Annotated in this window: 21 protein-coding genes; 12 read left to right on the top strand and 9 right to left on the bottom strand. The window is 36.8% G+C overall.

The window, feature by feature from the left end; all coding sequences use genetic code 11:
• Nucleotides 1-10: 10 nt before the first annotated feature.
• Nucleotides 11-592, top strand: a complete 582-nt coding sequence (locus BM207_RS11205) for a DUF4468 domain-containing protein (protein ID WP_090994039.1) — start codon at nucleotides 11-13, stop codon at nucleotides 590-592.
• A gap of 2 nt (nucleotides 593-594) precedes the next feature.
• On the opposite strand, the gene BM207_RS11200 is transcribed toward BM207_RS11205, so the two are convergent.
• Complete coding sequence (locus tag BM207_RS11200; RefSeq protein WP_090994037.1) at nucleotides 595-1,068, bottom strand: ribonuclease H-like YkuK family protein; 474 nt, start codon at nucleotides 1,066-1,068, stop codon at nucleotides 595-597.
• Nucleotides 1,069-1,283: 215 nt separating this feature from the next.
• Here BM207_RS11200 and BM207_RS11195 point away from each other — a divergent pair, with 215 nt between their 5' ends.
• Together BM207_RS11195 and BM207_RS11190 are read left to right on the top strand one after the other, a co-directional pair.
• Nucleotides 1,284-2,591 (top strand): DEAD/DEAH box helicase, encoded by a 1,308-nt coding sequence (locus BM207_RS11195; protein ID WP_090994035.1) that lies wholly within the window; start codon nucleotides 1,284-1,286, stop codon nucleotides 2,589-2,591.
• An 86-nt stretch (nucleotides 2,592-2,677) separates the two neighbouring features.
• Nucleotides 2,678-2,911: a DUF1456 family protein gene (locus BM207_RS11190; RefSeq protein ID WP_090994033.1), complete on the top strand. Its 234-nt coding sequence runs from the start codon at nucleotides 2,678-2,680 to the stop codon at nucleotides 2,909-2,911.
• Between the two features lie 8 nt (nucleotides 2,912-2,919).
• Here the strand turns inward: BM207_RS11190 and BM207_RS11185 are convergent, their stop codons facing one another.
• The 6 genes from BM207_RS11185 to BM207_RS11160 all read right to left on the bottom strand — a co-directional run bounded on the left by BM207_RS11185 (nucleotide 2,920) and on the right by BM207_RS11160 (nucleotide 7,938).
• Nucleotides 2,920-3,309, bottom strand: a complete 390-nt coding sequence (locus tag BM207_RS11185; RefSeq protein ID WP_090994031.1) for a response regulator — start codon at nucleotides 3,307-3,309, stop codon at nucleotides 2,920-2,922.
• Between the two features lie 95 nt (nucleotides 3,310-3,404).
• Nucleotides 3,405-5,084, bottom strand: coding sequence for an energy-dependent translational throttle protein EttA (ettA, locus tag BM207_RS11180; protein WP_090994029.1), 1,680 nt, complete (start codon nucleotides 5,082-5,084; stop codon nucleotides 3,405-3,407).
• A gap of 50 nt (nucleotides 5,085-5,134) precedes the next feature.
• Entirely contained in the window at nucleotides 5,135-5,890 is a 756-nt protein-coding gene (locus BM207_RS11175; RefSeq protein WP_090994027.1) for a hypothetical protein, read from the bottom strand.
• Between the two features lie 2 nt (nucleotides 5,891-5,892).
• Nucleotides 5,893-6,264, bottom strand: a complete 372-nt coding sequence (locus tag BM207_RS11170; protein ID WP_090994025.1) for a GntR family transcriptional regulator — start codon at nucleotides 6,262-6,264, stop codon at nucleotides 5,893-5,895.
• Nucleotides 6,265-6,267: 3 nt separating this feature from the next.
• Nucleotides 6,268-7,095: a hypothetical protein gene (locus BM207_RS11165; protein WP_143095947.1), complete on the bottom strand. Its 828-nt coding sequence runs from the start codon at nucleotides 7,093-7,095 to the stop codon at nucleotides 6,268-6,270.
• 3 nt (nucleotides 7,096-7,098) lie between these two features.
• Entirely contained in the window at nucleotides 7,099-7,938 is an 840-nt protein-coding gene (locus BM207_RS11160) for an ABC transporter ATP-binding protein (RefSeq protein WP_090994021.1), read from the bottom strand.
• A gap of 522 nt (nucleotides 7,939-8,460) precedes the next feature.
• Between BM207_RS11160 and BM207_RS11155 the strand changes: the two genes are divergently transcribed.
• Nucleotides 8,461-10,998 carry an ATP-dependent Clp protease ATP-binding subunit gene (locus tag BM207_RS11155; protein ID WP_090994020.1) on the top strand — a complete coding sequence of 846 codons (2,538 nt, stop codon included), beginning with the start codon at nucleotides 8,461-8,463 and terminating at the stop codon, nucleotides 10,996-10,998.
• A gap of 22 nt (nucleotides 10,999-11,020) precedes the next feature.
• Here the strand turns inward: BM207_RS11155 and BM207_RS11150 are convergent, their stop codons facing one another.
• Complete coding sequence (locus BM207_RS11150; protein WP_090994419.1) at nucleotides 11,021-11,902, bottom strand: ATP-grasp domain-containing protein; 882 nt, start codon at nucleotides 11,900-11,902, stop codon at nucleotides 11,021-11,023.
• 349 nt (nucleotides 11,903-12,251) lie between these two features.
• Between BM207_RS11150 and BM207_RS11145 the strand changes: the two genes are divergently transcribed.
• Genes BM207_RS11145 through BM207_RS11135 form a run of 3 tightly spaced genes read left to right on the top strand, consistent with a single transcriptional unit; the run spans nucleotide 12,252 to nucleotide 17,363 of the window.
• Entirely contained in the window at nucleotides 12,252-15,257 is a 3,006-nt protein-coding gene (locus BM207_RS11145; protein ID WP_090994018.1) for a SusC/RagA family TonB-linked outer membrane protein, read from the top strand.
• Between the two features lie 50 nt (nucleotides 15,258-15,307).
• Complete coding sequence (locus BM207_RS11140) at nucleotides 15,308-16,792, top strand: RagB/SusD family nutrient uptake outer membrane protein (protein WP_090994016.1); 1,485 nt, start codon at nucleotides 15,308-15,310, stop codon at nucleotides 16,790-16,792.
• 28 nt (nucleotides 16,793-16,820) lie between these two features.
• On the top strand, nucleotides 16,821-17,363 hold the full coding sequence (locus BM207_RS11135) for a discoidin domain-containing protein (RefSeq protein ID WP_090994014.1): 543 nt from the start codon (nucleotides 16,821-16,823) through the stop codon (nucleotides 17,361-17,363).
• Nucleotides 17,364-17,446: 83 nt separating this feature from the next.
• Here BM207_RS11135 and BM207_RS11130 read toward each other — a convergent pair whose 3' ends face one another.
• Complete coding sequence (locus tag BM207_RS11130; RefSeq protein WP_090994012.1) at nucleotides 17,447-18,520, bottom strand: PA0069 family radical SAM protein; 1,074 nt, start codon at nucleotides 18,518-18,520, stop codon at nucleotides 17,447-17,449.
• A gap of 106 nt (nucleotides 18,521-18,626) precedes the next feature.
• Between BM207_RS11130 and BM207_RS11125 the strand changes: the two genes are divergently transcribed.
• From BM207_RS11125 to BM207_RS11105, 5 genes are all read left to right on the top strand, one after another.
• Nucleotides 18,627-19,343 (top strand): LytR/AlgR family response regulator transcription factor, encoded by a 717-nt coding sequence (locus tag BM207_RS11125; RefSeq protein WP_177217108.1) that lies wholly within the window; start codon nucleotides 18,627-18,629, stop codon nucleotides 19,341-19,343.
• Between the two features lie 56 nt (nucleotides 19,344-19,399).
• Nucleotides 19,400-21,520 (top strand): tetratricopeptide repeat-containing sensor histidine kinase, encoded by a 2,121-nt coding sequence (locus BM207_RS11120; protein WP_177217107.1) that lies wholly within the window; start codon nucleotides 19,400-19,402, stop codon nucleotides 21,518-21,520.
• Between the two features lie 91 nt (nucleotides 21,521-21,611).
• Nucleotides 21,612-22,211 (top strand): hypothetical protein, encoded by a 600-nt coding sequence (locus BM207_RS11115; protein WP_090994006.1) that lies wholly within the window; start codon nucleotides 21,612-21,614, stop codon nucleotides 22,209-22,211.
• A gap of 100 nt (nucleotides 22,212-22,311) precedes the next feature.
• Nucleotides 22,312-24,036 carry a collagen-like domain-containing protein gene (locus BM207_RS11110; RefSeq protein WP_090994004.1) on the top strand — a complete coding sequence of 575 codons (1,725 nt, stop codon included), beginning with the start codon at nucleotides 22,312-22,314 and terminating at the stop codon, nucleotides 24,034-24,036.
• Between the two features lies 1 nt (nucleotide 24,037).
• Nucleotides 24,038-25,720, top strand: a complete 1,683-nt coding sequence (locus tag BM207_RS11105; RefSeq protein ID WP_090994003.1) for a hypothetical protein — start codon at nucleotides 24,038-24,040, stop codon at nucleotides 25,718-25,720.
• Nucleotide 25,721: the final 1 nt, after the last annotated feature.

The raw sequence follows: 25,721 nt of genomic DNA, 5'->3' as shown, positions 1-25,721 counted from the left end.
GTGTCTGCTCATGAAATTTATCAGTATTTTTTTACTACTCTTGCTCAGCTTCTCCTTTTGCGATGCCCAGAATGAGCTCTTGGGGGTGGATGAGCAGGGTAAGTTTATCTATTATGAATTAGTGGAAATAAATGGAATGCCTAGTGCGCAGCTAAGTGAAAAGGTTACGGATTTTCTAAAAAAAACCTTCAAAGATGTAAAACAAAAAGAGGTACACGGTGATAGCTCTTTCATGGCAGTCGGAAAGCTAGTTATCAATAAAACAGTATTGGTAATGTCGCATCCTTCTGGGGAAATTTCCTACCATTTCCGGGCGGAAGTAAAGGACGGTAAGTATCGCTTTTGGCTCTCAAATTTTAATTTTATTCCTTATTACAGGGATCGTTATGGGAATTTTGTGGCTGCTACCCATAAAGGCACACCATTAGAAAATAATCCAGGTAAGCTAAATGCAGTACAATGGCGGGAGTACCAGATCCAAGCTGCTCAATATGCTCACCATTTTGCTCAATCATTTAAAGACTATATGATAGGCAAAACTGAAACTCCCAATGACCGTCTGGAAAGAACAATCGTTAAGAAGAATTGGTAGGGTTAGTGAACCATTTTATCTGCGCAAGTAGAACTAGCGAACGCTTCCGGTTTAGCTTTGAAAATGAAGCCCATGCTTAAAATGTAACCCATTGCTTCGTTGAGCGCTTTATTAGATTTAAACATCGGACTGGTATTGATATCTGCGTGAACTTCTAAGTCGACATCATAAATATCCAATAAATCGCAAATTGAATAGGCTGTTTCGATAGATTTTTGCACTTCTACCAGCATGCGCTCTTTAATGCTCATTTGTTGTGTGCTTTTATCTTGTGCAATATACATAAAGCCCCCGTGATGTTCTCTGAGTAATACAATTACGGTTGCAAAGTCGGTAACAGTCCCTTTCACTTGAGAATCCGTTCCGATGCATACCTTGAGTTTGTAACCATTTTCGGTTTCTCGAATAATCGCTTGTTCTACTTCTTCTAAGATTGACGAGTGTATAACTTCGCCGCTAAACTTCTTCCAGGTCATATGTTTTTTGGTTTAAATGTTATCCATTATACTTGCTTCCTGATCAGGTATCCTAAAATTAGGTGCTTAAAATGATATTATTGTTAAGTTAATATTGTTATTTCTTAACATTTTATTGGTTGTCAACAAGTTATGGAGTAAATCGTCGAGTGTATATACATCCTTACCTAAAAACGCTTTACGCTTTACGTCAAACTTATCCTTACCTTTGCATCATGATAATTCAACCAGTACTTGATAATTTAAAGATCACTGCGCTTAACGAGATGCAGTTGGCTGCAATCTCGGCAACGAAAACTGGAAGCGATATACTGGTTTTAGCGCCAACAGGTTCTGGTAAAACCCTGGCTTTTTTATTACCGGTTTTAGCGAATTTGAAAGTAGGAGTAAAGGGAGTACAATGCCTTATTTTAGTACCATCGCGAGAATTGGCTTTGCAAATAGAGCAGGTTTTCAAACAAATGGCTACTGGTTTTAAAGTAAACTGCTGCTATGGCGGGCATCCTATTAAAACCGAAAGGAATAATCTTGAACAAGCGCCTTCCGTGTTAATTGGTACACCGGGTAGAATTGCTTATCATCTTCGTCATCAAAATTTTGATGAATCTACCATCACTACCCTGGTGTTGGATGAATTTGATAAAGCGTTAGAATTTGGGTTCACGGAGGATATGTCTTACATTATCAGACAACTTTTATCATTGAAGCAAAGAATTTTAACTTCTGCAACTGCGATGGATGAAATTCCTACGTTTACCGGATTAAAAAGTCCAACTGAAATAAATTTTTTAAAGGACCTGCAGATTGCGCCCGATTTAAAATTAAAGAAAGTGCCTACAACTGCCGAAGATAAATTGGTTACTTTATTCGAGTTGATTTGTAAGATTGGAAGTAAAACCACCTTAATTTTTTGCAATCATCGGGAAACCGTAGACCGGATTAGTGATCTATTAATTGATAAGGATTTGGCGCATGATATTTTTCATGGTGGGATGGAACAGGACGAACGGGAAAGAGCTTTATTGAAGTTTAGAAATGGCAGTATTAAGATTTTAATCACTACAGATCTTGCAGCAAGAGGCTTAGATATCCCGGAAGTTGAATTTATTATTCACTATCAACTACCGTATACGGAAGATGCATTTCTACACCGCAATGGAAGAACCGCTAGAATGAATGCGAAGGGCACAGCCTATTTAATTATTGCTGATGATGAGAAATATCCATTTTTAAAAGCAGATATTGAAGTAGAACAATTAAAGGGGCCTTATAAACTACCTCAGGATAGTATCTGGCAAACTTTATATATTAGTGCGGGGAAAAAAGATAAGGTTAATAAAATCGATATAGTTGGTTTATTGCTTAAAAAAGGTGGATTGCAAAAGGAAGATGTAGGTTTGATCGAAGTTAAAGACCAGGCATCCTATGTGGCCATTAAGAGAAAACTAGTGTCGCAGGTAATTAGGGCCTTGGCCAGTGAAAGAGTGAAAAATAAAAAAGTTAAAATTGAAACAGCGATGTAGTTAGTAAGCTAGTTGGGTTTTCGCAGGTAAACGAAAGCCTACCAAAAACCGACAATCAACAATTAAAGAAATTAAAAGAAAAACTGATGAGCAACAACGATATTATGAAGAAGCTAAGGGTAGCATTATCCTTAAATAGTGATCAGATTATTGAAATCTGTAATTTGGTAAACTTTACCGTTACGAAGAGTGAGCTAGGAGATATCTTCAGGAATGATGAACATCCAAATTTTAAAAAATGCGGAGATCAGATTTTGCGCAACTTTTTAAATGGCTTAGTCATTTATAAACGAGGACCTAGAGAGGAGAAAAAAGTATAGATCAGGTGTTAGTTTATATCATACCTTACTGGTTTTTTTTTGTTAACTAGTTTTTCAATTTTTTCTAAAAGTACATCCATTTTAAAGGGCTTGGACATAAAGTCGTCTGGTGCGCATTCCATTTCTTGGACTTCTTGTATGTCGTAAAGACCTGACATCATTAAAACTGGTATATCTTTAGTATCCTGGTGACATTTGATCTGACCGCAAATCACTCTTCCATCAATCTTACCCAAAACGATATCCAGGATAATTAAATTAGGTTCGAACTCCTCAATGCGGTCGAAAATTAATTCAGCGTCATTTAAAGGTTCGACATCGTAGCCTGCTATTTCTAAAATCAACTGGGTAGTTTCCAGTACGTCATCGTCGTCATCAACAACAAGTATTCTCTTCATAATTTCAAATATAAGTCGGTTAATTAGCTATATAACAACTTAACATTGACAAAGTTTTTCATATCGTACTGATAACGCTGTCAATGTTAAAATCCCTAAACTAGTTTTTTGTATCTAATCCTATGTGGGGTTACGTCTCCCAGTCTCTTCTTTCTGTTTTCTTCGTAATCAGAATAATTTCCCTCGAAGAAATATACTTCTGAGTTACCTTCAAAGGCTAGGATATGCGTGCAAATTCTGTCTAAAAACCATCTATCGTGACTAATAACAACCGCACAACCGCCGAAATTTTCTAAGGCTTCTTCTAGCGCGCGTAAAGTGTTTACGTCAATATCATTGGTGGGTTCATCGAGTAATAACACATTGGCACCTTTTTTTAAGGTAATAGCCAGGTGTACTCGATTTCTCTCACCGCCCGATAAAATACCAACTTTTTTCTGTTGATCGCCACCGTTAAAATTAAATTTCGAAACATAAGCTCTACCATTAACGGCTTTATTGCCTAGCTGAATATTGTCTAAACCATCGGTTATATTTTCATAAACAGTTTTTTCAGCATCCAAATCATTATGCATTTGATCTACGTAGCCCAATGCCACGGTTTCACCAACTCTAAATGTCCCTTTGTCGGGTTGTTCTTGTCCCGTAATTAAACGGAATAAGGTGGTTTTACCAGCTCCATTCGGACCAATAATCCCTACAATGCCAGCAGGGGGTAAAGAGAAGGTAAGGTTTTCGAATAAAATTTTATCGCCATAGGCTTTAGTAACCTCATTTGCTTCGATTACCACATTTCCTAGGCGCGGACCTGCCGGAATAAATAATTCTAGTTTATCTTCACGTTCCTTGCCATCTTCTGAAGCTAACTTATCATAATTAGCCAAACGCGCTTTAGATTTTGCGTGACGGGCTTTTGGAGCCATACGCACCCATTCGAGCTCACGCTCCAAGGCTTTTTGACGCTTGCTTTCAGTTTTATCTTCTTGCGCCAGGCGTTTCGCTTTTTGGTCTAGCCATGATGAATAATTGCCTTTCCAAGGAATACCTTCACCGCGATCCAATTCTAAGATCCACCCAGCAACATTGTCCAAGAAATACCTGTCGTGGGTAACGGCAATAACAGTTCCTTTGTAATTCTGTAAAAATTGCTCTAACCAATCAATACTTTCAGCATCCAAGTGGTTGGTTGGCTCATCTAATAATAAAACATCAGGTTCTTGCAACAACAAACGGCACATAGCCACTCGTCTGCGTTCACCCCCAGAAAGTACACCGATTTTGGTCTCGGGTTCAGGACAGCGAAGGGCATCCATCGCTCTTTCCAATTTTGTGTCAAGCTCCCAAGCGTTAACCGCATCAATCTTATCCTGCAACTCGCCCTGGCGAGCCATCAGTTTATCCATTTTGTCGGCATCCGAATAATTTTCTTCTAAGCCAAATGCTTCGTTAACTTCTTCATATTCTTTAAGGATCGAAGTAATTTCTGCGACACCCTCTTCAACTACTTCACGAACCGTTTTATTTTCATCTAAGATTGGTTCTTGCGCTAAATAGCCAACACTAAAGCCCGGACTAAAAACAACTTCCCCTTGAAATGACTTGTCTAATCCCGCAATTATTTTCAGTAATGATGATTTACCCGATCCGTTTAAACCAACAACGCCAATTTTAGCTCCGTAAAAGAATGATAAGTAGATATTTTTTAAAACCTGTTTTTGTGGTGGATAGATTTTACTCACTCCAGCCATTGAAAAGATTATTTTCTCGTCTGACATATGATTAGTATTTGTGTGCAAAGATAATGGTAAATGTGGAACTCCACATTTTAATTTATCTTATCATCTGCATACGCCGCGACGAAGGACTTGCGATCGAAATATGTTTCACTAATATTTTTTGAGGGGTTTAGACAATTAATTTTGCCGACAAAATTTCTATTAAGGAGATTAAGTGAAGAACCCCTAGCAAGATCATAATTTAAGGTAGTTATTTTTTGATCTAACAAGGTAACACTGCTATTGTTTCCAACTTTAAGAGTTAAAGATTCCGTATGTATATAGTTCAATGTGATTCCTGATTTTTCGGCAGTAACTAAAAATGATTTGTCGGTTTGTAAGCTTTCAGCTGTACAGTTTAAATTCTTTGCGCTTAAGGATTGTAAGTTATTAGTTTGCAGTATGATTAAGCTGAAGTTTAACCGTCTCAGATTGTCTTCATTTATTTTATTCTTTTGAAAGGAAATATATAGTGTGTCATGGCTAATACGTTGTTTTAAGATTGATTTAAGATTGGAATTTAATCCTAATGTATTGGGTTGATTTTTGTTGCTGCTAATCCTAAAGTTTGGGTTTAGAGTTATTTCCCTATTGTTTTTCGTGATAATTGCGCCATTTATCACCACATGTTTAAAATCTTTTAGCATTACTTTTTTTAAGTTGTTTAATTGAAAGATATCATCTGAGACTTTCACCATGTCGAATTCTCCATTTTTGTATTTTGCCTTTAGGGATATATTACAAATAATTAAGCTTGTAAAAATGAGGGTAGCAAATGCTATTAGAATTTTATAACTAGTTTTCATATTTAAGAGTTGTTTTTATTTTTAAATTTTTCGAATTCATTTACCAGCTCATCTATTTCAAATCCAATGATGTTCATTTTGTAAAAAAGACTTGGAAGTTCTTCTTTTAGAAAGTGTTCTTTTCTGCTAGCATTAAGTAAATTAAGTGCATTTGGTTCTATAAAATAGCCCAGGCCTCTTTTTGTATAGACTATGTTTTTACTTTGCAAATGCTCAAATGTTCTAAGAACCGTATTGTGTGTAACTTCAAGCTCTATTGCTAGTTCTCTAATTGATGGTATTTTTTCATCGGGCAGCCATTGCTGTAACAGAATTCTATCACACACATACTCTGCTATTTGCAAATAAATTGGTAAATTAACGTTAAAGTCCATGATTTAAAGTTCAATTTCTCTAAGCCTATAAAAGCAAGCAAGTAACATAGCAGGCATAATTAACAGGGCTAATATAAAAGGTAGACGGCCCATGGTATTGTCAAGCACTATATATAATGGTTGAAATGAGCCATCACTAAATTCTAAACGAGAAAACGGGCTAGAACCAGTCAGTTCAAATTTTAAGACTTTAGTCCCCATATTCTTTTTAAAATCTTTCGTAAATTGGGTTGGTTGGCTATCGCCGATTAGTTTATTTGCAATTGCACTATTAGAGGCAACCAGTAGAAATATTAGGCACACAAAAGTCAAAGATGCTTTGATGAATATGAATTTCCTATAAAAAAGAGAACATAAAAGTACAAATGATAAAATTGAAGTGGTTCCAATTATAAACCCTGTCAAGCCCTTTCCTGTAATGGGATCTGTTAAGTATAAATTGCCAAAAACTTCGAAATCTATATAATTTACCAGCAAAATTACCGGGTAGACTAAAGCTAGGTAAATGACTGGAAAAATTATTAATCCAAAAACAATGGCAACAAATAGTTTTTCTAAATTAGTTGTTGGCAAGATAAGCGAGCGGATAGCGCTTGGTTTAAGCGCATAATCACCTAGCAATGTGCTGCAAAAAAATCCCCCAATAATGAGTATGCCAAAAACCAAGACTGCGCTTTGATTGTCTTCGGAAAAATTACCGGAATAGGCCATGATTAAGGAGACAACGCCCATTAAAATAGGTAAGGCAATTAGTCCTAGTAGATAAGCTTTTTTGTTTTCTCTCAATTGTTTCATGAACAGATGATTAAAACGGGTAAATGAAAATCTCATAAATTAAAGTTTTTTAAATAAGGAAAGAATTGAGTTCTTTTCAGCAGAAACAGCATTAAAGAAAAGCTCCATGTCTAGTTTGGAGTTTTCTTGGTTTACGTTTTTTGCGACAACCACGTGGCCTTTCAACCCGCCTTCGCTATAAATCACATTAGCTGATTGCGAGAGGTCTAAAACCTGTTTAAATACAAGTTTTTCTGTGATGTCGTTTACATCGGCTTGAAGGATGATTTTTTTGTCGTCTAGTATCAATATGCAATCAATCAACTGATCCAAATCTCTCACTTGATGTGTGCTAATCATGATGATCTGATCTTCTTCAAATGCACTAGCTATTATTTTTCTAAATTGTTTTTTTGATGGAATGTCTAGGCCATTTGTTGGTTCGTCAAAGAATAGATATTTAGACCTTGTGGCAATGCCAAAGGCGATCATTACTTTTTTCTTCTGACCATAACTAATTTGATGTAGACTACCATGCTCCGGTATTTCAAAGTCAGTTAGTAAATTATTAAACAATGAAAAGTCAAATTTTTCATAAAAAGGGGAGTAGATCTCTGCATATTCTTTAATAGCAATATTGGGTGTATCAACTTCTTCAGGCAAGATGTAAATTGACTTTAGAAAATCGAGTTTACGTTTGGCTGGCTCATGTTGATCGACCTCAATTTTGCCAGATTGGGGAAAGATGATGCCACATATCTGATGTAATAGGCTGCTCTTTCCAGCTCCATTTGCACCTAGTAAACCGTAAATTTTTCCTGACTCAAGCTGTAGATTTAAGTTTGCTAATACAGGTTTGTTTTTTTGATAACCAAAAGTTAGGTTCTGAATAGTAATCATGTTAAGTGTATTGGTTAAGTAGTACACTGCAATTATAAATATAATAATTGATCAATTGTGAAATATTTCATTAAAATGGTGTATTTAGTTTGTAATCAGCTATTTAATTTTTTTTGCAATTGTTTTCCTCAGCGTAAGTTCTTTCAGGTATTCATAGGCACATAGCTTATTGTAGACAACTAGCTTGCGAAAATTACCCCAAAAAGAACCGGACCTGGATCTTATGATGTCTTATATTGATCCTGTCAAAACTGCTACTGTTAGCCACCTCACTAGCAATATGTCAGTTATTAGGCGCTATTAAAACCTTACATAAAACCGACAAAATCTACTATACATTGCTTAAATTAGCTTTAAATAAAGCTAAAAACCTATTTGCCATTTAATTACGTAAATAAAGAATAAGGTAAGTAGCAACCTTATCCACTAAAATGGCGTAATTGTTGATAAAATATATAAACTGGGAGACCATTATTATAAAAGTAATTTATAGTTTAGAGTCATCCCGTTTACACACATATTATGGAAGCGAAATTTTCTCCACAAGTAAAAGACGTGATTTCTTTTAGCAGGGAAGAAGCCCTGAGATTAGGACACGATTATATAGGCGCTGAGCATTTGTTATTAGGGCTTATTCGCGAAGGTGATGGTATGGCCATCAAAATTTTGAAATCCTTAGGAGTTGATACTTCTAAACTTCGCCGTTCAATTGAAGAGGCCGTTCGCGGTACTTCAAGTGTTACTGTTAATTTAGGCAACATTCCTTTAACTAAGCAAGCCGAAAAGGTTTTAAAAATTACCTATCTTGAAGCTAAGATTTTTAAAAGCGATTTAATCGGTACGGAGCATTTGCTGTTGTCGATTTTAAGAGATGATGACAACATTGCTTCGCAAATATTATTGCAATACAGTATTACTTATGAGATCTTTAAACAAGAAGTCGAGGTAAATAAAAATGGTTTCAGAGATGAAGCACATGGAGGTGGTACCGCCGGTGGTGGCGATGACGATTTCCAGGAAGAAGAAAGTTTTAGTGCTCCAAAAAAGGTATCTGATATTAAATCTAAGACACCGGTACTTGATAATTTTGGACGCGATTTAACCCGAGCTGCCGAGGAAGGACGATTAGACCCAATCGTAGGGCGTGAAAAAGAGATTGAACGTGTTTCGCAGATTTTGTCACGCCGTAAAAAGAACAATCCAATTTTAATTGGTGAGCCTGGAGTTGGTAAATCTGCCATCGCCGAAGGTTTGGCTTTAAGAATTGTTCAACGCAAAGTATCAAGGGTACTCTTTAATAAGCGCGTAGTTACTTTAGATCTAGCTTCGTTAGTTGCTGGCACTAAATACCGCGGCCAGTTTGAAGAACGGATGAAAGCCGTAATGAATGAGCTGGAAAAATCTACTGATGTTATTTTGTTTATCGATGAGATCCATACGATTGTTGGTGCTGGTGGTGCTTCTGGCTCGTTAGATGCATCAAATATGTTTAAACCTGCTTTAGCTAGGGGCGAAATACAATGCATAGGAGCAACTACTTTAGATGAATATCGTCAATATATTGAAAAAGATGGTGCTTTAGATCGCCGTTTTCAAAAAGTGATGATTGAGCCAGCAACACCTGATGAGACTGTTGAGATCTTAAACCGTATTAAGGAAAAATATGAAGATCATCATGGGGTTACTTATACAGATGAAGCAATCAACGCATGTGTTGCACTAACCACAAGATATATTACTGACCGCTTCTTACCAGATAAAGCAATTGATGCTTTAGATGAAGCGGGATCTAGGGTTCACTTGACCAATATTCACGTTCCAGAAAATATCATTACAATTGAAAGTAAGATTGAAGATATTAAGATCGAGAAGAATAAAGTGGTGAAAAGCCAGAAGTATGAAGAGGCTGCAAAATTAAGAGATACTGAGAAGAATTTATTAGAAGAATTAGAACAGGCAAAAGCCCAGTGGGAAGCAGAAACCAAAACGAAACGCTATGAAGTAAGTGAAGATAACGTTGCTGAAGTAGTTTCGATGATGACAGGCATTCCTTTGCAACGCGTTGGACAGACTGATAGTGTTAAACTATTGAACATGTACGATACCGTAGCTGAGAAAATTATTGGTCAGGACGATGCAATTAAGAAATTAACCAAAGCTATTCAACGTACAAGGGCTGGGTTAAAAGATCCTAAAAAACCAATCGGGTCATTTATATTTTTAGGTCCCACCGGTGTTGGTAAAACAGAATTAGCGAAAGAGTTAGCTAGATTTATGTTTGATAGCGATGATTCGCTTATTCAAATTGACATGAGTGAATACATGGAGAAGTTTGCTGTTTCGCGTTTAGTTGGAGCGCCTCCGGGTTATGTTGGTTACGAAGAAGGCGGACAATTAACGGAAAAGGTTCGTAGAAAACCCTATGCAGTAATTTTGCTCGATGAGATTGAAAAAGCGCACCCTGATGTATTTAATATTCTATTACAGGTACTCGATGAGGGTCAACTAACTGATAGCTTAGGCCGTAAAGTTGATTTCAGAAATACGATTATCATTATGACTTCAAACATTGGTGCGCGCCAGTTGAAAGATTTTGGAGCAGGAGTTGGGTTCTCGACTTCAGCGAAAATTAGTCAGAGTGATACGCACAGCAGAGGAGTGATAGAGAATGCATTAAAGCGTGCATTCGCTCCGGAGTTTTTAAATCGTGTTGATGATGTGGTTGTGTTTAACAGCCTAGGTAAAGATGAAATCTTCAAAATTATTGATATTGAATTAAAGGCATTGTTTGGTAGGGTTCACAATTTAGGTTACGAAGTAAAGCTAACAGATGCCGCTAAAGAATTTATCGCTGATAAAGGTTTTGATAGTGCTTTTGGAGCTCGACCATTAAAACGTGCTATTCAGAAATATCTGGAAGATCCAATTGCGGAAGAAATTTTGAAAGGCGAAATTCACGATGGAGATACTCTTGAAATTGATTACGATAAGGAAAAAGAAGAAATTACCGTTATAAATAAAAGCGCTGGTAAGAAAAAGAAAAAAGAAGAAGGTGCTTAGATAAATTAGACCTACGAAGTGTTTATAAAACTTCGTAGGTCTTTAACAAAGCTTGGTAATAATTCTCGTAACTATTTGGATTTGTTTCTAAAAATAGAAATGGCTCAATAAGCTCGAGCTCCATTAACTGAAATTCGTTATTTACCAATACCCCATCAACCCGGGCATACAAACAACCTTTTGCAAATTGATCTACGTATTTTTTTGCAGTTTCGATTAAATGAACTGGTGGTTCTTGCGGATGAATAGTTCCTCCAAATGAGTGTTGCACCCTAAAGTCGCCCTCCTTTGCCTTTTTTAACAAAGCATGGCTATACTCGCCCCCAAAAAATAAAAATGACCATTCGCCTGCTTCCTCAATTTCTTTTAAGAAAGGCTGTAAAATGTACGATTCTTTTTTTAATAGTTCGTTGAGTTGAAGATTGATTTCGGCTACGTTTTCTGAAGTTACCTTGAATGTATTTTTTGATCCACCGCTTACGGCTGGTTTCACAATTAGTTTTGAAAAGCCTAAACTATTGAAGTAATTTTTTAATGAAATTTCAATCCCCTTTTCCAAGAATATGCATTTAGCTACTCCCAACCCACTTTCACTTATATCTTTCAAGTAATGTTTGTCTGCATTCCACCTTACAGTAGCGATAGGGTTAAGCAATTTCACCTTCTTCTCTTCTAAAACCCTTAACCATTGGTAAAAGTCTTCGATTAGGTTAAAGTAATCCCAAGGAGATTTTAAGATCGCTAGGTCAAAATGCTCCCAGTTAACCACAGGAGTATTCCATACAATTTTTTCAACATTGAATTCTTTTGAGTTCAGAAACTTGATTAATAAATCATCCTCATTTTCTGGCGACAGCGTGTGATAAAAACCGTTATCGTTGTAGGTAATAAGAGCTATGTTCATGGCTTTTTCTTGCCTAAAATACAGATAATTTAAAACTTGAATAAAGTTTAGTGCAAACGTTTGTTTTTTTTTTGTTTTTTTTGCGCTCGATATTAAAAATTTAAGGCAATTATTGAACACTTACAAAATTTCTTTTCGTATTGGAGATTTTCTCACTTCAATTTGGGATTTTGATGGCTTAAATATATCCATTTTTAAGCATTTCATAGATTTGTTCTAATTCTCTTTTTTCTCAAAACGCCTTCATTATTACAATCAAACGTTTGCGTTATGTTGAGCCATTTATCTTGGATGCAAAATTTTTAGTTTGGTTTAAATATTCGACTAAACCAAGTAAAACTTAACCTATATGAAAACAATACTACCGAACAAAGCAAAGCATTATTGCAAGGTGGGTAAAGTATTGCTGCTTGCTACGGCGATTCAGCTTACTACCAACACCCAATCAATGGCATTTAAAAGAAGTGCTTTTATAAGTGAATTGAGAAACAACTCTCAATTTGTAACAATTAAGGGAAAAATTACCGATAAAAATGGCCAACCAATAATTGGTGCTTCTGTTATGATTAAGGGTTCCCAAATAGGCTCTTTATCAGATGCAAATGGCGATTATTCTATCAATGCAGAAAGGACAAGTATCCTTGTTTTTTCCTACATAGGTTTCACACCAAAAGAGATAACTGTTGGAGGTCAAACTACCATAAATGTGGAACTAGAAGAAAGCTCGACAAGTTTGGGAGAGGTGGTTGTAGTAGGCTACTCTACTAAAAAGCAAAGTGAGATTTCGAGTTCTATTTCTGTTGTAACCGGCGACAAGCTTAGGGATGTAACTTCTAATGAAGTAAGTAGTTTATTGCAGGGTCGCGCACCGGGTGTAGTCGTTTCAACCGCTTCGGGATCACCAACCAGTGGCTCGAGTATTATTGTTCGTGGCACAGGATCAATCAACGCCAGCACAGCACCTTTAATTGTGGTCGATGGTAACATAGGTGGAAATTACAATCCCACTGATGTGGAAACAATTACCATTTTAAAAGATGCTGCGGCGACCGGCTTATATGGCTCTAGAGCGGCAAACGGCGTAATCATTATTACGACTAAAACCGGGAAAAGCGGCAAATCGGTAGTAAGTTATAACACAACAATGGGTTTTACCGAGGCATCAACAGGGAATTTTAGTTTAATGAATTCACAAGAACTGTACGATTATCAAAGTAAATTTTATAGTGGATTAACACCTGAACGATTAAATAATAACACAGATTGGTGGGATCTTGGTTTTAGAAAGGGAATGGTAAACACACATACACTTTCAGCTTCTGGGGGTTCTGAGAAATCTACATTTTATCTTTCCGGCAATTATTATAAAGAAGAGGGCACGTTGATCCACAATGATAAAACTGGATATAACCTACGTGGAAACTTTACCCAAAAATTATCTGATAAATTTAAGATTTCAAGTTTCCTAAATGGAATTTTCATTAACGATGTGTACAACGCCGGAGGAACTTTATACGATAGTTATGTAAACATGCCGTTTGACCCAGCGTATAATCCAGATGGTACACCCATTGACGCTAGATACGGAACATGGTACGGTCGTGATAGGGATAATTTTCTACACACATTACAATATAATACATCCAGGGCAAAGAGTTTTAACGTAAGTGCAGATATTAATTTAGACTACAACGTTCTTAAAAATCTAACTTTATCTTCCTACAATAGAGGTAACCTAGTGAACTATCGAAGTGACAGCTTTAATGATAAAAGGACAAAGTCTGGGGCTACCAACAATGGGACGGCATACGCCTCTAATTCTTACAATAATACATTTTTAACCTCCAACCGATTGAGGTACAGCAATAACTTTGGTAAGCATAGTTTAGCGGTGTTGGCAGTTGGTGAGATTGAGCAAGGGTACTCAGAGTCGCTTAGTGCAAATGTGAAAAATTTACCGGCTGGTAGGGACGCTTTCAGTACTGCGACTGACATTGTAACGAACCCTTCAGGCGGTAATGATACCTATCAATTCAGTAAATATCTTGGACAAGTAGATTATAGTTTTAACGAAAAATATTACGCTGTTGCGTCCTATGTAAGTGAATATTCTTCTCGATTTGGCAGCAATAAACCAAATGGAAACTTCTACCAATTGGGGGCTTCTTGGATTGCAAGCAATGAAGATTTCCTAAAAAATAACAAGGCGATTACTTTCTTAAAGCTTCGCTCAAGCTATGGTACAACAGGTAATGCGTATGGTATTGGCTATTATGCGGCCTTAGGCCTATATTCAATTTCTTCTGGCGCTAGTTATGCAGGATTACCGGGAGCGGCACCTAGTCAAAAAGCGAACCCAGATTTAACTTGGGAAAAATCGAAATCAGCAAATATAGGAGTAGACATTACCTTGTTTAAAAGAATTGATTTGAGTGTAGATGCTTACCATAAGGAGGCGGCCTCATTGTTGTTCTTTAGGCCTTTACCTGCAACGACAGGCTACAGTGGCGTGTATGAGAACGTGGGTAATGTGAGAAATAGAGGGATTGAATTTAATTTAACCACTAAGAATTTCGTAAAAGACTTTAAATGGGAAACCAACTTGAACATGGCTTTTAATAGAAATAAAGTATTGGAGGTAAATCAAGGCCGTACCGAAGTAAGCACCGGTGCCAGGCAACCTATTGCCGTAGGACACGATATGGATGAGTGGTTTATGCCTGTTTGGTCTGGCGTTGATCCAGCTACGGGCTCACCGCTATGGGAAAATAGAGTAAAAGACGCCGATGGAAAGGAATTTTTAACCTATACCACTAATTATAATGCTGCTAGCAGGCTTTATACCGGCAAATCATCCGCCCCAAAATTCACCGGCGGCTTAACCAACGATTTTACTTATAAAAACTTTACACTATCTACCTTTTTTAATTTTGTGTACGGGAACTATGTATATAATGACAGCCGCTTCTTTTTTGACAGTGATGGATTATATGAAAGTTATAACCAAATGAATTTGGCTAAAGGATGGAGCAGATGGGAAAAGCCAGGCGATTTGGCAACTCATCCTAAGCCAGTGCATGGCAGAGCTGATAACTCAAACGCCACTTCGACTAGATATTTAGAAAACGGAAGCTACCTTCGATTACGCAATGTAACGCTAGGTTACAATTTGCCAACCGCTTGGCTTAACAAGGCTAAGGTTAATAAGGTAAGAATATTTATTAGTGGAGATAACTTATGGACCTTAACAAAATTTACGGGAACAGATCCGGAGGTTGAGTTAGGGGATGGAGTATCATCTATCAAATACCCAATAAGTAAGAAATTTTTATTTGGCGTTAATATCTCACTATAGTTTTTGAACCAGGCCGAGACCATTATTTAAAAAATTAAACATTTTTTCTCATGAAAACAAAATATTTGAAAATGCTGATAGTTACCTGCCTGTTCGCAGTAGGTATGACCGCATGTAAGAAAACATTTAACCCATCAACAGCCATTGATGAAAAATCGGCTTTAACAAGCGAGGCTGATATTGAAACAGCTACTATTGGAACTTATGCACTTTTTAAAGCAGAAGCATACGTAAGAAGCGGTTATTTTTTCACTGAATATCCCACTGACGAAGTTGCCCAGGGACAAAACTCTTCAGACGATTTAAGTAATATTTATAAATATACTCCGATTAAAACATCTGGGCATGCTGCAAACTTTTGGTCGAGCGCATACAGATCAATCAGTGCCGCCAATAGGGTAATTGAATCCATTGATGACAATGCAAGCACAGCTTTAAAGCAATTGAAGGGCGAAAATCTGTATATAAGAGGAATGCTTCATTTTAATTTGGTACGCATTTTTGCACGTCCATATACACAAAATCCAACGGTAAACCTTGGCGTGCCGATCTTAAAAGATGGATTAACAGATGAAGAGAAATTAACATTGGCAAGAAGTAACGTAAAGGATGTGTACGATGCGGTAGTTGCGGATTTATTAAAGGCCGGCGATTTTATGAGCCAATCTAAGTCAAATTCATTTGCCTCAAAAGAAGTGGCTTTCGCCTTATTATCTCGGGTTTATTTATATATGGAGAATAATGAAAAAGCAGTGGAGTATGCTGATAAGGTAATCAATTCTGGCAGATATAGTCTGTTGACTTCCAGTGAATATCCAACCTATTTTAGAGGTGCACCTGATGGAAATAAAGAGACAATTTTCTGCATTAGACATATTAAGACAGAAGATAGGGGCTTTTCATCAATAGGCTCAATGTATTTCAGTGGAGATGCAAGTGGAAATCCATTAAATCAGGCTGCCAGTGGCTGGGGAGAAATTTATGCATCTAAAAAATTCTATGATGCGTTAAATGCAAACCCACAAGACTTAAGATTAAAATTTATAAGTCCGCTGATGGAAAATGGCGTCGTAAAATTGAACAATAAAATTACTCCGAATGTGCCAATGTACTATATCAATAAATACAGTTTGCAAGAAGGCATCGTAAACCTAAGTTCACCTGTTTACTTACGTCTCGCGGAAATGTATTTAAATAGAGCAGAAGCAAATGCCAAATTGGGTAATGACCAATTGGCATTGGATGATGTTAATCGGATTAGAACGAGAGCGGGAATTGCCAATCTTACACTAGCAGGATTAACACTAAGTGGTAAATCTGTTTTAGACGCAGTGTTGGATGAACGCTGGTACGAGCTGGCGTTCGAAGGGCACCGAGCCTACGATCTATTCAGAAACAATAGAGCGTTAATAAGGAATTATCCGGGAACTGGAACTTCAACAAACCAGACTATACAGCCAGGAGATAGTAAAATAGTCTCATTTATTCCCCAAAATGAAATAGATAAGAATAATAAGCTTATCCAAAATCCTTAAAATTGACAACCATTAAAATTATATTCTAATGAAAAAAATTAAATATTTACTAGCAATAAGTGCCCTATTTTTTGTGACGGCCTGTGATAAAGCTGACTCGGTTATTTTCGAAGATAAATCTACCGCGGTAACCGTTTCAAAAGAGGGGTGGACAGTCACAGCCTCTAGTTTTTCTGCTGATGTTGCTCCTACTGGCACCCCCGAGAAATTGATAGATAATGATTCTAAGACTTTTTGGCATACCGATTATTCAGTAGTAACTCCTTATCCTCATTGGGTTTTAATAGATATGAAAAAGGAAGTTAAAATGATTTCTGTTGGTTTAACAAACAGATACGCGGCTACTCCAAACGCGGTAGGGATGAAAAAATTTAAAATCGAAGGAAGCAGTGATGGGGCAACATTTACAAGTTTAGGCGAGTTTAACTTCATTATTTCTAACGACTTACAGAATTTTCCAGTTTCATCTGCAAAGGCATATCGCTACCTGAAAGTAACAGCTTTAGAACCTCAGCGGGTTGGTACAAACCATACGTTTTTAGCTGAGATTGATGTTTTCGGTGTAAAATAAACGTATTCTACTTTTTTCATACACGCAAGTTGGGAGGCTTTTCTTAAATTAAGGGAGCCTCTTTTTTATGATTTATTTCTTTATTAGAACAAACTTATTTGAGCCTGTGGCACTTTAAATAAACCTCTATTTAAAATAATAGATTCCGTATTTAGCTTGTTGATTTTACAATGAAGTTTAAAAGTTTCGCGAATCATCTCTGCAAAGTTGCCCTCCCCCCTCATTCTTGTGCCAAATCTACTATCGTTTACTTTTCCATTGTGGCAGGACTGGATTTGATGCCATACTTTATCAAAACGATCAGGGAAATTTTTTTGCAACCAATCTTTAAATAGGTCGTGCAAAGAACCATTTAATCTAACGATTGTATAGCCTGCACTTTTAGCGCCATTGTTAGCTGCGGCTTTTAAAATGGCAGGTATTTCATGACTATTTAATCCAGGAACAATTGGTGCCGCCATCACTCCAGTTGGTAATCCAGCCTTGCTCAATTCCTCAATTACCTTTAACCGCTGTTTAGCTGTAGTTGTTCTCGGCTCCATTTTCAGTCTTAATTTTTCATTCAAGGAAGTAGTTGACACATAAACCATTACCAATTTATATTTTGCCATTTCCTGTAAAATATCTAAATCCCTTAAGATCAACGAATTTTTTGTAATCATCCCTATCGGTTGCTTATAAGCTAAGGCAATCTCTAACAGTTGCCTGGTTAATTTAAACTTCCTTTCTGCAGGTTGATAGCAATCGGTATTTCCTGATAACGAAATAGGAGTGGCATCCCAGGACTTCTTTTCCAAGAATTTTTTAAAGAGGTGGGGGGCATCTTGTTTTACAATTATTTTTCGTTCAAAATCTAATCCTGCACTAAAACCCCAATATTCATGCGAATTGCGAGCGTAGCAATAAATACAACCATGTTCACAACCCTGATATGGATTAAGGGAATACCACATGCCAACATCTGGACTGTCGACTTTATTCGCTATCGACTTTGATTTTCCTATAATAAAAGTGGTCTTTTCATTAGGTTCATCCCAATCATCTATGCCCTCAACATGCTCTTTAGCTAGGGTGTTTCGGAGAAATTTATTAGCAGTATTGATTTGAGCCCCTCGCCCGTTTAAATAATTGTTTTGATTTTCTTCAACAAAGTTCATAATTTAAAATTACTAATATTTTTAGCAATATGTTGACTTAATTATCAACATAGATGGATAAGCTAATATTTTTATGTATGTTTATGTGCCTATAAATCTGCTTTTTATGAAAAACGCACTCACTTGCATCGTAGTTGATGACGATGATATAGATAGAATGGCTGTTGAAGCTGAACTTTCATCTTTTCAAAATATCAAAATTCTAGGAAGTTATTGTAACCCAATTGATGCTTTGAGTGCGATTAATTCGCATCAACCGGATATTTTATTTTTGGATATTGATATGCCTGGAATGAATGGTGTTGATTTTGTGAAGTCTATTTCGACCCTAGAAACGATTAATGTTTTCATTTCTTCTCATCCCGAATTCGCTTTGCAAGGATTCCAATTAAAAGTTTTTGATTTTATTCTAAAGCCTTTGGAAGGTGATAGATTTGAAAGCTGCATGAGAAGAATAGTCGATTTTGTTAAGCTAAAAGGTAAAGCAGAAGCTTATGATGTGCTCTTTGAAAATGAGAAGATCATTTTTAAGGAAGGCTATCATTTTATTCATTTGAATGCCAATGAAGTGATTTATCTAGAAGCTTATGGTGATTACACAAAGATTGTAACTGAGAAGAAATCTTACCTTACCTTGGCAACACTTTCTAATTTTATGGAGTCGTTGCCTGAAGGAAAATTTATAAGAATTCACCGTAGCTATGTAGTCTCTATGAATAAGATTAAGAGTTGTGATAATAAATCGATTGACATGGGCTGTATCATTATCCCAGTGGGGAAGACCTATGTGAGAGAAACCAAAAGAATTTTCAATGCTAAGTAATGATTTCAAATAATAAGAAAGGCTATTAATTCATCATGCAGCGATTTGTTGTTCTTATGTTAGTATGTTGCTTAACCTCGATCAGTACTCCAGCTGAACAAGGAATAGGGAGATTGGCAAAAAACACAAATTCAAATAGCGCCACTGAGTATTATAACTATAGCTATCGGTTATATAACTATATCCAATCAAAGGGAACGTTAAAAGATTTCAATGAATTAATAAAGATTTCGAAAAAGGGAATTTCTTTTACAAAGCAGAGCGATTTTAAAAACCTTTCCAGATTTCAATTCCTCATAGGAATGTCTTATAAAATTATGCTCAACAATGATAGTGCTTTATATTATCTAGGAAATAGTATCATGAATGCGCAGCGTGGAAACGAGTATGATATTGAGATATCCGCAATTCAGGAGATCAATTATTTGTACCGTTTTTTAGGTGAAGTTGAAGAAACAAACTCTTATGTGAAGAGACTAAATGTTTTAAGAAGAGAAATAAAGGATGTTTACTTAAAAGATAAAGTTGTATCAGCATTAAGTGACGATTTTTTACACAGGGGCTCTTATACACAGGCAATAGCATTGTTAATAGGCTCTTTAACCACCAAAGAATTCCTATATAAACAAAAAAAAGATAACCAATCAAGAGTTAATTTAGGTTTAGCTTTTTCAGAGTTGGGAAGTTTGTATTTGCGGTTAAATCAAAATCAAAAGGCCTTAACTTTTCTTAAACAAGGCGAGCCTTATTTTGTAAATTATACAGGAGGAAGAGTGAGACTGTATAAAAAAATGCAACAAGCTTATTTAAATCTTTCCAGGATAGACAGCGCCACTCTTTACTATAACAAAGTTTACGGAACAATGAAGGTAGATATTTATGAATCTGCCTGGGATATCAGTGATGTCAATAGGTTGTTCGCCGAATATTATCTTGCACGATCAAACATTCCACTGGCAATTAAATATGCGAAAACAGCTTACGAAAAAGGGATGATCTCGGAAAGTAAGGAGGCGGTTATGATGGTTATCAATATGATGGGGAACCTAACCTATCAACAGCAAAACTATAAAGAAGCAATCAGTTATTTTGAGAAGGCCCTTCCAAATTCTAATAGCTTTAGCAATGATGTGTTTGCAAGTATCAACCTGAAACTTGCCCAAAGCTACGAGCAGATTGGTAATTATCGAAAAGCTAATTTGTTTTATCATAAATATAATCTGTTAAGAGACGCCATTTATGTAGAAAAAACAAAGGAAGATATCAATGTGATTGAGTTTAAGTATAAGAATGCTCAAAAAGAAGAACGTATAAATTTTCTAAATGCTCAAAGTGAGGCACAGGAAAAGGAGCTCATCCGACAGAGGCAATACAAAACCATTTTGCTCATTAGTGTATTATTAGTGTTGATTATTGCTGCAATGATTTTGTATAATTATAAGGATAAGCAAAAAGTAAATCTCCTTTTGGATAAGAAAAATCAGCAATTGGATCTACTTAATTCACAGTTGCTAGTTTCCAATCAAACCAAATCAAAGCTATTTAGTATTATTTCGCACGATTTAAGGGCACCCGTGAGCCAGTTGTTTACATTTTTTAAATTACTGCAGATTGATGCTGGACAAATCTCTGAAGATGAAAAATTAGTTCGTCAAAAGAAATTACTGCATTCTGCCAGCGCAATACTTGTCACAATGGAAGACTTATTGTTGTGGGCTAAAAGTCAGATGGAAAACTTTGAACTAGACCTCGAAGAAGTCAATGTTCATCAATTAATAGAGGAATCCATTGTTTTAATTCACAACCAGACAAGCGTTAAGAACGTAACGATTAAAGTAGGCGATTTAACTATAAAGAGTTTACTCACTGATCAAAACTTGCTCATAATCGTGTTGCGCAATCTCCTCCAAAATGCTATTAATCACGCCAACAATGACTCTTCTATATTGATAAATGGAGGAATTAACGATGCTGGGCAGTCTTTTATCTCCATTTTGAATAGCGGGGAAATTATGCCTCAGCAAAAAATTGACGAGCTTTTAAACAACAACTATGTGAAAAGTAAATTGTCTGGTTATGGGCTAGTGATTGTTAAAGAATTGTTGCATACATTAAATGGAACCTTACAAATAACCAGTACGGCAGAAGGCACAATTATAACGGTTACGCTTGCTTAAATTTCCCTTCAACGATTATTTACGGCCTCTGATAGATTATCTCATGGAATCTACGGGTTAGCACTTAAGTTTAATTGTAAAATTAAACAACATGAAATTTAACTTAAACCTGAAAGGTATGTTCGCTAGCTTTCTAGTTAGCTTGGTTCTTATTGCCTGTAATTCAAATACCAAAAGTGAAGACAAGGTCGAAGCTGCAGCAACAATTGTAAATGATGATGAATATTTCTCAGTTAAAATTGAGGGTAAATTATGGGAAGCTTTCCCCTCTAAGGAGTTTAAAGCCTATACCTTGAGCTATAAGGAATTGGGGCATCAGTTTTCGATTTTCGCTGAGGCCGAAGATGGTTCAAGAATAGATCTTTCATTCCATGCAAAGGATAAACTAACTGTTGGGAGTTATCCATCTATAAGAAATGATGATGGGATGCTGAGTGGCGTGTTTTACTATCCGGAGGCTAAAAGTTCTGATAAAGAAACCGCTAGCACAACAATGGAGCATCCAGTGCAAGAAAATACTGTTCAAGTTACAAAAATTGATAAAAGCGACAAAGCGGCTTATATCATCGAGGGTACTTTTTCACCCACGATGTATGCAATTTACGAAACCAACCCAGTGCGGAGTTCAAAATTGGCAGAGGGAAAGTTTCGAGTAATTTATCGGCCAGATTCGATGAATCCCGAATTCTAACATTCAATTTCCTTTGACCGATTATTCCTGTCCGTTCATCGATAATATCCCGAATTGCGCTCCGATCAAGATTATCTTCAATTATTAAAATTTTATTCCTATGAAATACACCTATCTTTTAATGATTTGCTTTATTGGTGTTATCTTTTCCTCATGTTCCGAAACCGGTTTGGAGGGGCCAGAGGGGCCAGCTGGCCCACAAGGAACAACAGGAGATGCAGGTCCTATGGGTGCTGCGGGCAAAGATGGCAGCATTATTTATAGTGGCCTAGGGACTCCTGTTGCTGCTTTAGGTTCAATAGGGGACTATTATCTCGACAAAAGTACAGGGAACTTGTACGGTCCGAAACTAGTTGCTGGATGGGGAACTGCCATTACTTTGATGGGCGTAAATGGTACGAACGGAACTAACGGAGCAAACGGAACAAATGGTACTAATGGAACAAATGGTACAAACGGAAGTGTTACCTTAAGTGGTAATGGGGCTCCCGCTGCAGCTTTAGGAAATGCGGGCGATTATTATTTAGATAAATCAAGCTATCAATTATATGGACCAAAACTGGAATCAGGGTGGGGTATCCCAATTGTTTTACGCGGAGCTGATGGTGCACAAGGTCCCGCTGGCGCTGCTGGTAAAGATGGAAGTATTATTTACAGCGGCTCTGGAACTCCTTTAAGTACGATTGGACTGAATGGGGATTACTATTTAGATCAGAATACAGGAAATTTATATGGCCCTAAAGCCAACACCGGTTGGGGATTAGGTTTGGTGTTGAAGGGAACCAACGGTACGAATGGGGCAAACGGTACGAACGGCACCAATGGAGCTAACGGAAGTGTAACGTTAAGTGGTAATGGTGCACCTGCTGTTGGATATGGCGCCGCTGGCGATTACTATTTAGATAAAACGAACTATTTACTATATGGACCAAAAGATACTGCTGGTTGGGGAATTCCAATCTTACTTCGTGGTGCTGATGGTGCGCAAGGTCCAGTGGGTCCTGCAGGTGCCGATGGTACTATCTTCTATAGCGGAGAAACTGCTCCTGATCCTAATTTAGGAAAGGCCGGCGATTTTTATATTTCAAGAATTCCCATCGCATTGTACGGTCCGAAAAGTGCTAATCCAATGTTCGGATGGGGTATAGGGGCTAGTTTAAAAGGAACCGACGGTTTAAATGGTACGAATGGAAATGGGATTTTAAATGGAACCGGAGCACCTGCTAATACAGTGGGTGTAAATGGGGATTTCTATATCAATACAACGAATTACACTATTTATGGTCCAAAAACAGGAGGTGTGTGGGGTGCTGGAACTTCATTAATAGGGCCTAGTGGTGGGGGAGGTGGTGCCAGTAATCTTTTATTTGAAACGCCTGATAATGCAACTTTCAGTTGGGGTTACGAATCATCTTATTATTTTGACTTGGCTAATTTAAGAATACATAGAAATGGTAATTATAATGATAGCACTTCTGTTTTTCAAATTCCGGCATCAGCACTAGCAACAGCTCAAAACAGCTTAATGTTGGTTTATATGAGAGATGTTGTAACAGGTTGGAAGCAAGTTGTAGAAGGTGATACTACCTTTACCGGTATTTTTTCCAAAAGTAGAATCACTCTAACTGCCGCCTCGGCAAGAATTATCGAAAGAAAAAATGGAAGTTATGTCAGCCCTAGCATAAATAAAGTTAGAATAGTTCTAGTGCCATACACAAATAGCGGAGCTATCTCGAGCGTGAAAGGGGGTCAGCCAATCATTCCTATGTCTCAAATGATGATAAAATTTAATATAAGAGAAAGTGATTTCAAGAAATTGAATTGATATGAAAAGGCTATTACTTTTATGTTTCTTCCTTTTAGTGTCTCAATTTTTTGGAACCGTCAGAGCGCAAGATATTGAACAAGTTGTAAAAGCTAAACCATTCGCCATCAATGGTACATTGGGTTTAGGAATTGGCACCTATAATTCAAGCGGAATTCCCGCTCGTCAAAGAGCCTTTTCATATTTGCTAAGTGGTGCGCCCACACTGTCTATTTATGGGGTTTCATTTCCTTTCAGTGTAGTAGTTAGCGATCAGCAGCGGGGCTTTACACAACCTTTTAATCAATACGGTATTAGTCCAACCTATAAGTGGATTACTGTACATGCGGGTTGGCAAAGTATACAATGGTCGAACTACACTTTGGCTGGTTACAATTTTTTAGGCGGCGGAGTAGAGCTAAATCCAGGCAAACTGAGATTCGGTGTTATTTATGGACGTTTTAATAAGGCTATTGAAGAAGACCTTACACTGCCTACGGCATTTGCCCAAACCCCAGCCTATAAAAGATTAGGGTTCAGTACCAAGTTAGGCTTTGGAACACCCCAAAATCATGTTGATTTAATCATGTTAAGAGCTAAAGATGAGGTAACCTCCTTAGTCAGCAGACCAAGTTCTTATAATTTAACTCCTTCAGAAAATTTAGTTCTAGGTATGGAGAGTAGGTTCACTTTTTTTAAACATTTCATATTTGAGTTAGATGCATCTGGAAGTTTATATACAAGGAACTTGCAGGACGATACAGTTAAAAATTTAAAACTTGACAAGATAGATTTTATTCGGGATTTAATTATGTTAAATGCCTCAACACAAGTGCTTACAGCAGGTCACACCAGCCTAGGTTACCAAGGTAAAAACTATACTATATTAGTAAAGTATAAACGAGTAGATCCAGATTATAAAAGCATGGGGGCTTATTATACAGAAAGTGATGTTCAAAATTATACTGTTGAGGGTGGTGTGAAATTGATTAAAGGTCAAATGCAGTTGAATGGGGCTATTGGCTTACAGAACGATAACTTAATGAAAGATAAAGCCTATCAATCTAACCGTAAGATAGGTTCGTTCAATGCGAATTTTAACAGAGCTAATTACGGAGTTGATATACGCTATTCAAATTATGGGATTACACAAGATCGGGGTTTAAACCCTATTGTTGATACTTTGAGAGTGGCTAAGACCAATCATAACCTGAGTGGCATGCTACGGTATAGTTTAACAGACACCTTGGTATCGCACAGTTTTATCTTAGTAGGTAATATCCAATCGTTAATAGATTTGAATAGGTTCACTTCCGCTCAAAATTTATCCAACAGTAAAACGGCAAATTTTTCATATCAGCTGGGCTTTCCTAAGTCCGGTTTTAACTTTAATGCTAGTCTGAACTATACTGTAGCAGATATTTATTTGGGTCACACGGTTTTTTTTGGACCATCACTAGGAGTTACGAAAGATTTTTGGGAGGGTAAGGTGGGTTTAAGTGCCGCAATTAGTCTTCAACAACAAAAAAATAATAAAATTAAAGCGGGTAACATTCTAAATGGAAGTTTAAATGGTTCATTTCGCTTTACTAAGAAGAATGCTGCCAATCTATCTATCAATTATTTGAAGAGTAATTCGAAAGATATTACACTACCATCCTTTAACGAAATATATAGCAATCTTTCTTTATCACATTCATTTTAGT

It is taken from the genome of Pedobacter insulae, assembly GCF_900113525.1.
Taxonomy (GTDB): domain Bacteria; phylum Bacteroidota; class Bacteroidia; order Sphingobacteriales; family Sphingobacteriaceae; genus Pedobacter; species Pedobacter insulae.
This window is presented reverse-complemented; position numbering and strand designations above follow the sequence as displayed.

Excerpts from the sequence above, each read along its gene's own strand:
- BM207_RS11120 (WP_177217107.1), top strand. The coding sequence starts at position 19,400 with ATGTTAGTATGTTGCTTAACCTCGATCAGTACTCCAGCTGAACAAGGA.
- BM207_RS11130 (WP_090994012.1), bottom strand. The coding sequence starts at position 18,520 with ATGAACTTTGTTGAAGAAAATCAAAACAATTATTTAAACGGGCGAGGG.
- BM207_RS11105 (WP_090994003.1), top strand. The coding sequence starts at position 24,038 with ATGAAAAGGCTATTACTTTTATGTTTCTTCCTTTTAGTGTCTCAATTT.
- BM207_RS11110 (WP_090994004.1), top strand. The coding sequence starts at position 22,312 with ATGAAATACACCTATCTTTTAATGATTTGCTTTATTGGTGTTATCTTT.
- BM207_RS11125 (WP_177217108.1), top strand. The coding sequence starts at position 18,627 with ATGAAAAACGCACTCACTTGCATCGTAGTTGATGACGATGATATAGAT.
- BM207_RS11155 (WP_090994020.1), top strand. The coding sequence starts at position 8,461 with ATGGAAGCGAAATTTTCTCCACAAGTAAAAGACGTGATTTCTTTTAGC.
- BM207_RS11175 (WP_090994027.1), bottom strand. The coding sequence starts at position 5,890 with ATGAAAACTAGTTATAAAATTCTAATAGCATTTGCTACCCTCATTTTT.
- BM207_RS11205 (WP_090994039.1), top strand. The coding sequence starts at position 11 with ATGAAATTTATCAGTATTTTTTTACTACTCTTGCTCAGCTTCTCCTTT.
- BM207_RS11170 (WP_090994025.1), bottom strand. The coding sequence starts at position 6,264 with ATGGACTTTAACGTTAATTTACCAATTTATTTGCAAATAGCAGAGTAT.
- BM207_RS11145 (WP_090994018.1), top strand. The coding sequence starts at position 12,252 with ATGAAAACAATACTACCGAACAAAGCAAAGCATTATTGCAAGGTGGGT.
- BM207_RS11160 (WP_090994021.1), bottom strand. The coding sequence starts at position 7,938 with ATGATTACTATTCAGAACCTAACTTTTGGTTATCAAAAAAACAAACCT.
- BM207_RS11195 (WP_090994035.1), top strand. The coding sequence starts at position 1,284 with ATGATAATTCAACCAGTACTTGATAATTTAAAGATCACTGCGCTTAAC.
- BM207_RS11165 (WP_143095947.1), bottom strand. The coding sequence starts at position 7,095 with ATGAGATTTTCATTTACCCGTTTTAATCATCTGTTCATGAAACAATTG.
- BM207_RS11135 (WP_090994014.1), top strand. The coding sequence starts at position 16,821 with ATGAAAAAAATTAAATATTTACTAGCAATAAGTGCCCTATTTTTTGTG.
- BM207_RS11185 (WP_090994031.1), bottom strand. The coding sequence starts at position 3,309 with ATGAAGAGAATACTTGTTGTTGATGACGACGATGACGTACTGGAAACT.
- ettA (WP_090994029.1), bottom strand. The coding sequence starts at position 5,084 with ATGTCAGACGAGAAAATAATCTTTTCAATGGCTGGAGTGAGTAAAATC.
- BM207_RS11190 (WP_090994033.1), top strand. The coding sequence starts at position 2,678 with ATGAGCAACAACGATATTATGAAGAAGCTAAGGGTAGCATTATCCTTA.
- BM207_RS11115 (WP_090994006.1), top strand. The coding sequence starts at position 21,612 with ATGAAATTTAACTTAAACCTGAAAGGTATGTTCGCTAGCTTTCTAGTT.
- BM207_RS11150 (WP_090994419.1), bottom strand. The coding sequence starts at position 11,902 with ATGAACATAGCTCTTATTACCTACAACGATAACGGTTTTTATCACACG.
- BM207_RS11200 (WP_090994037.1), bottom strand. The coding sequence starts at position 1,068 with ATGACCTGGAAGAAGTTTAGCGGCGAAGTTATACACTCGTCAATCTTA.
- BM207_RS11140 (WP_090994016.1), top strand. The coding sequence starts at position 15,308 with ATGAAAACAAAATATTTGAAAATGCTGATAGTTACCTGCCTGTTCGCA.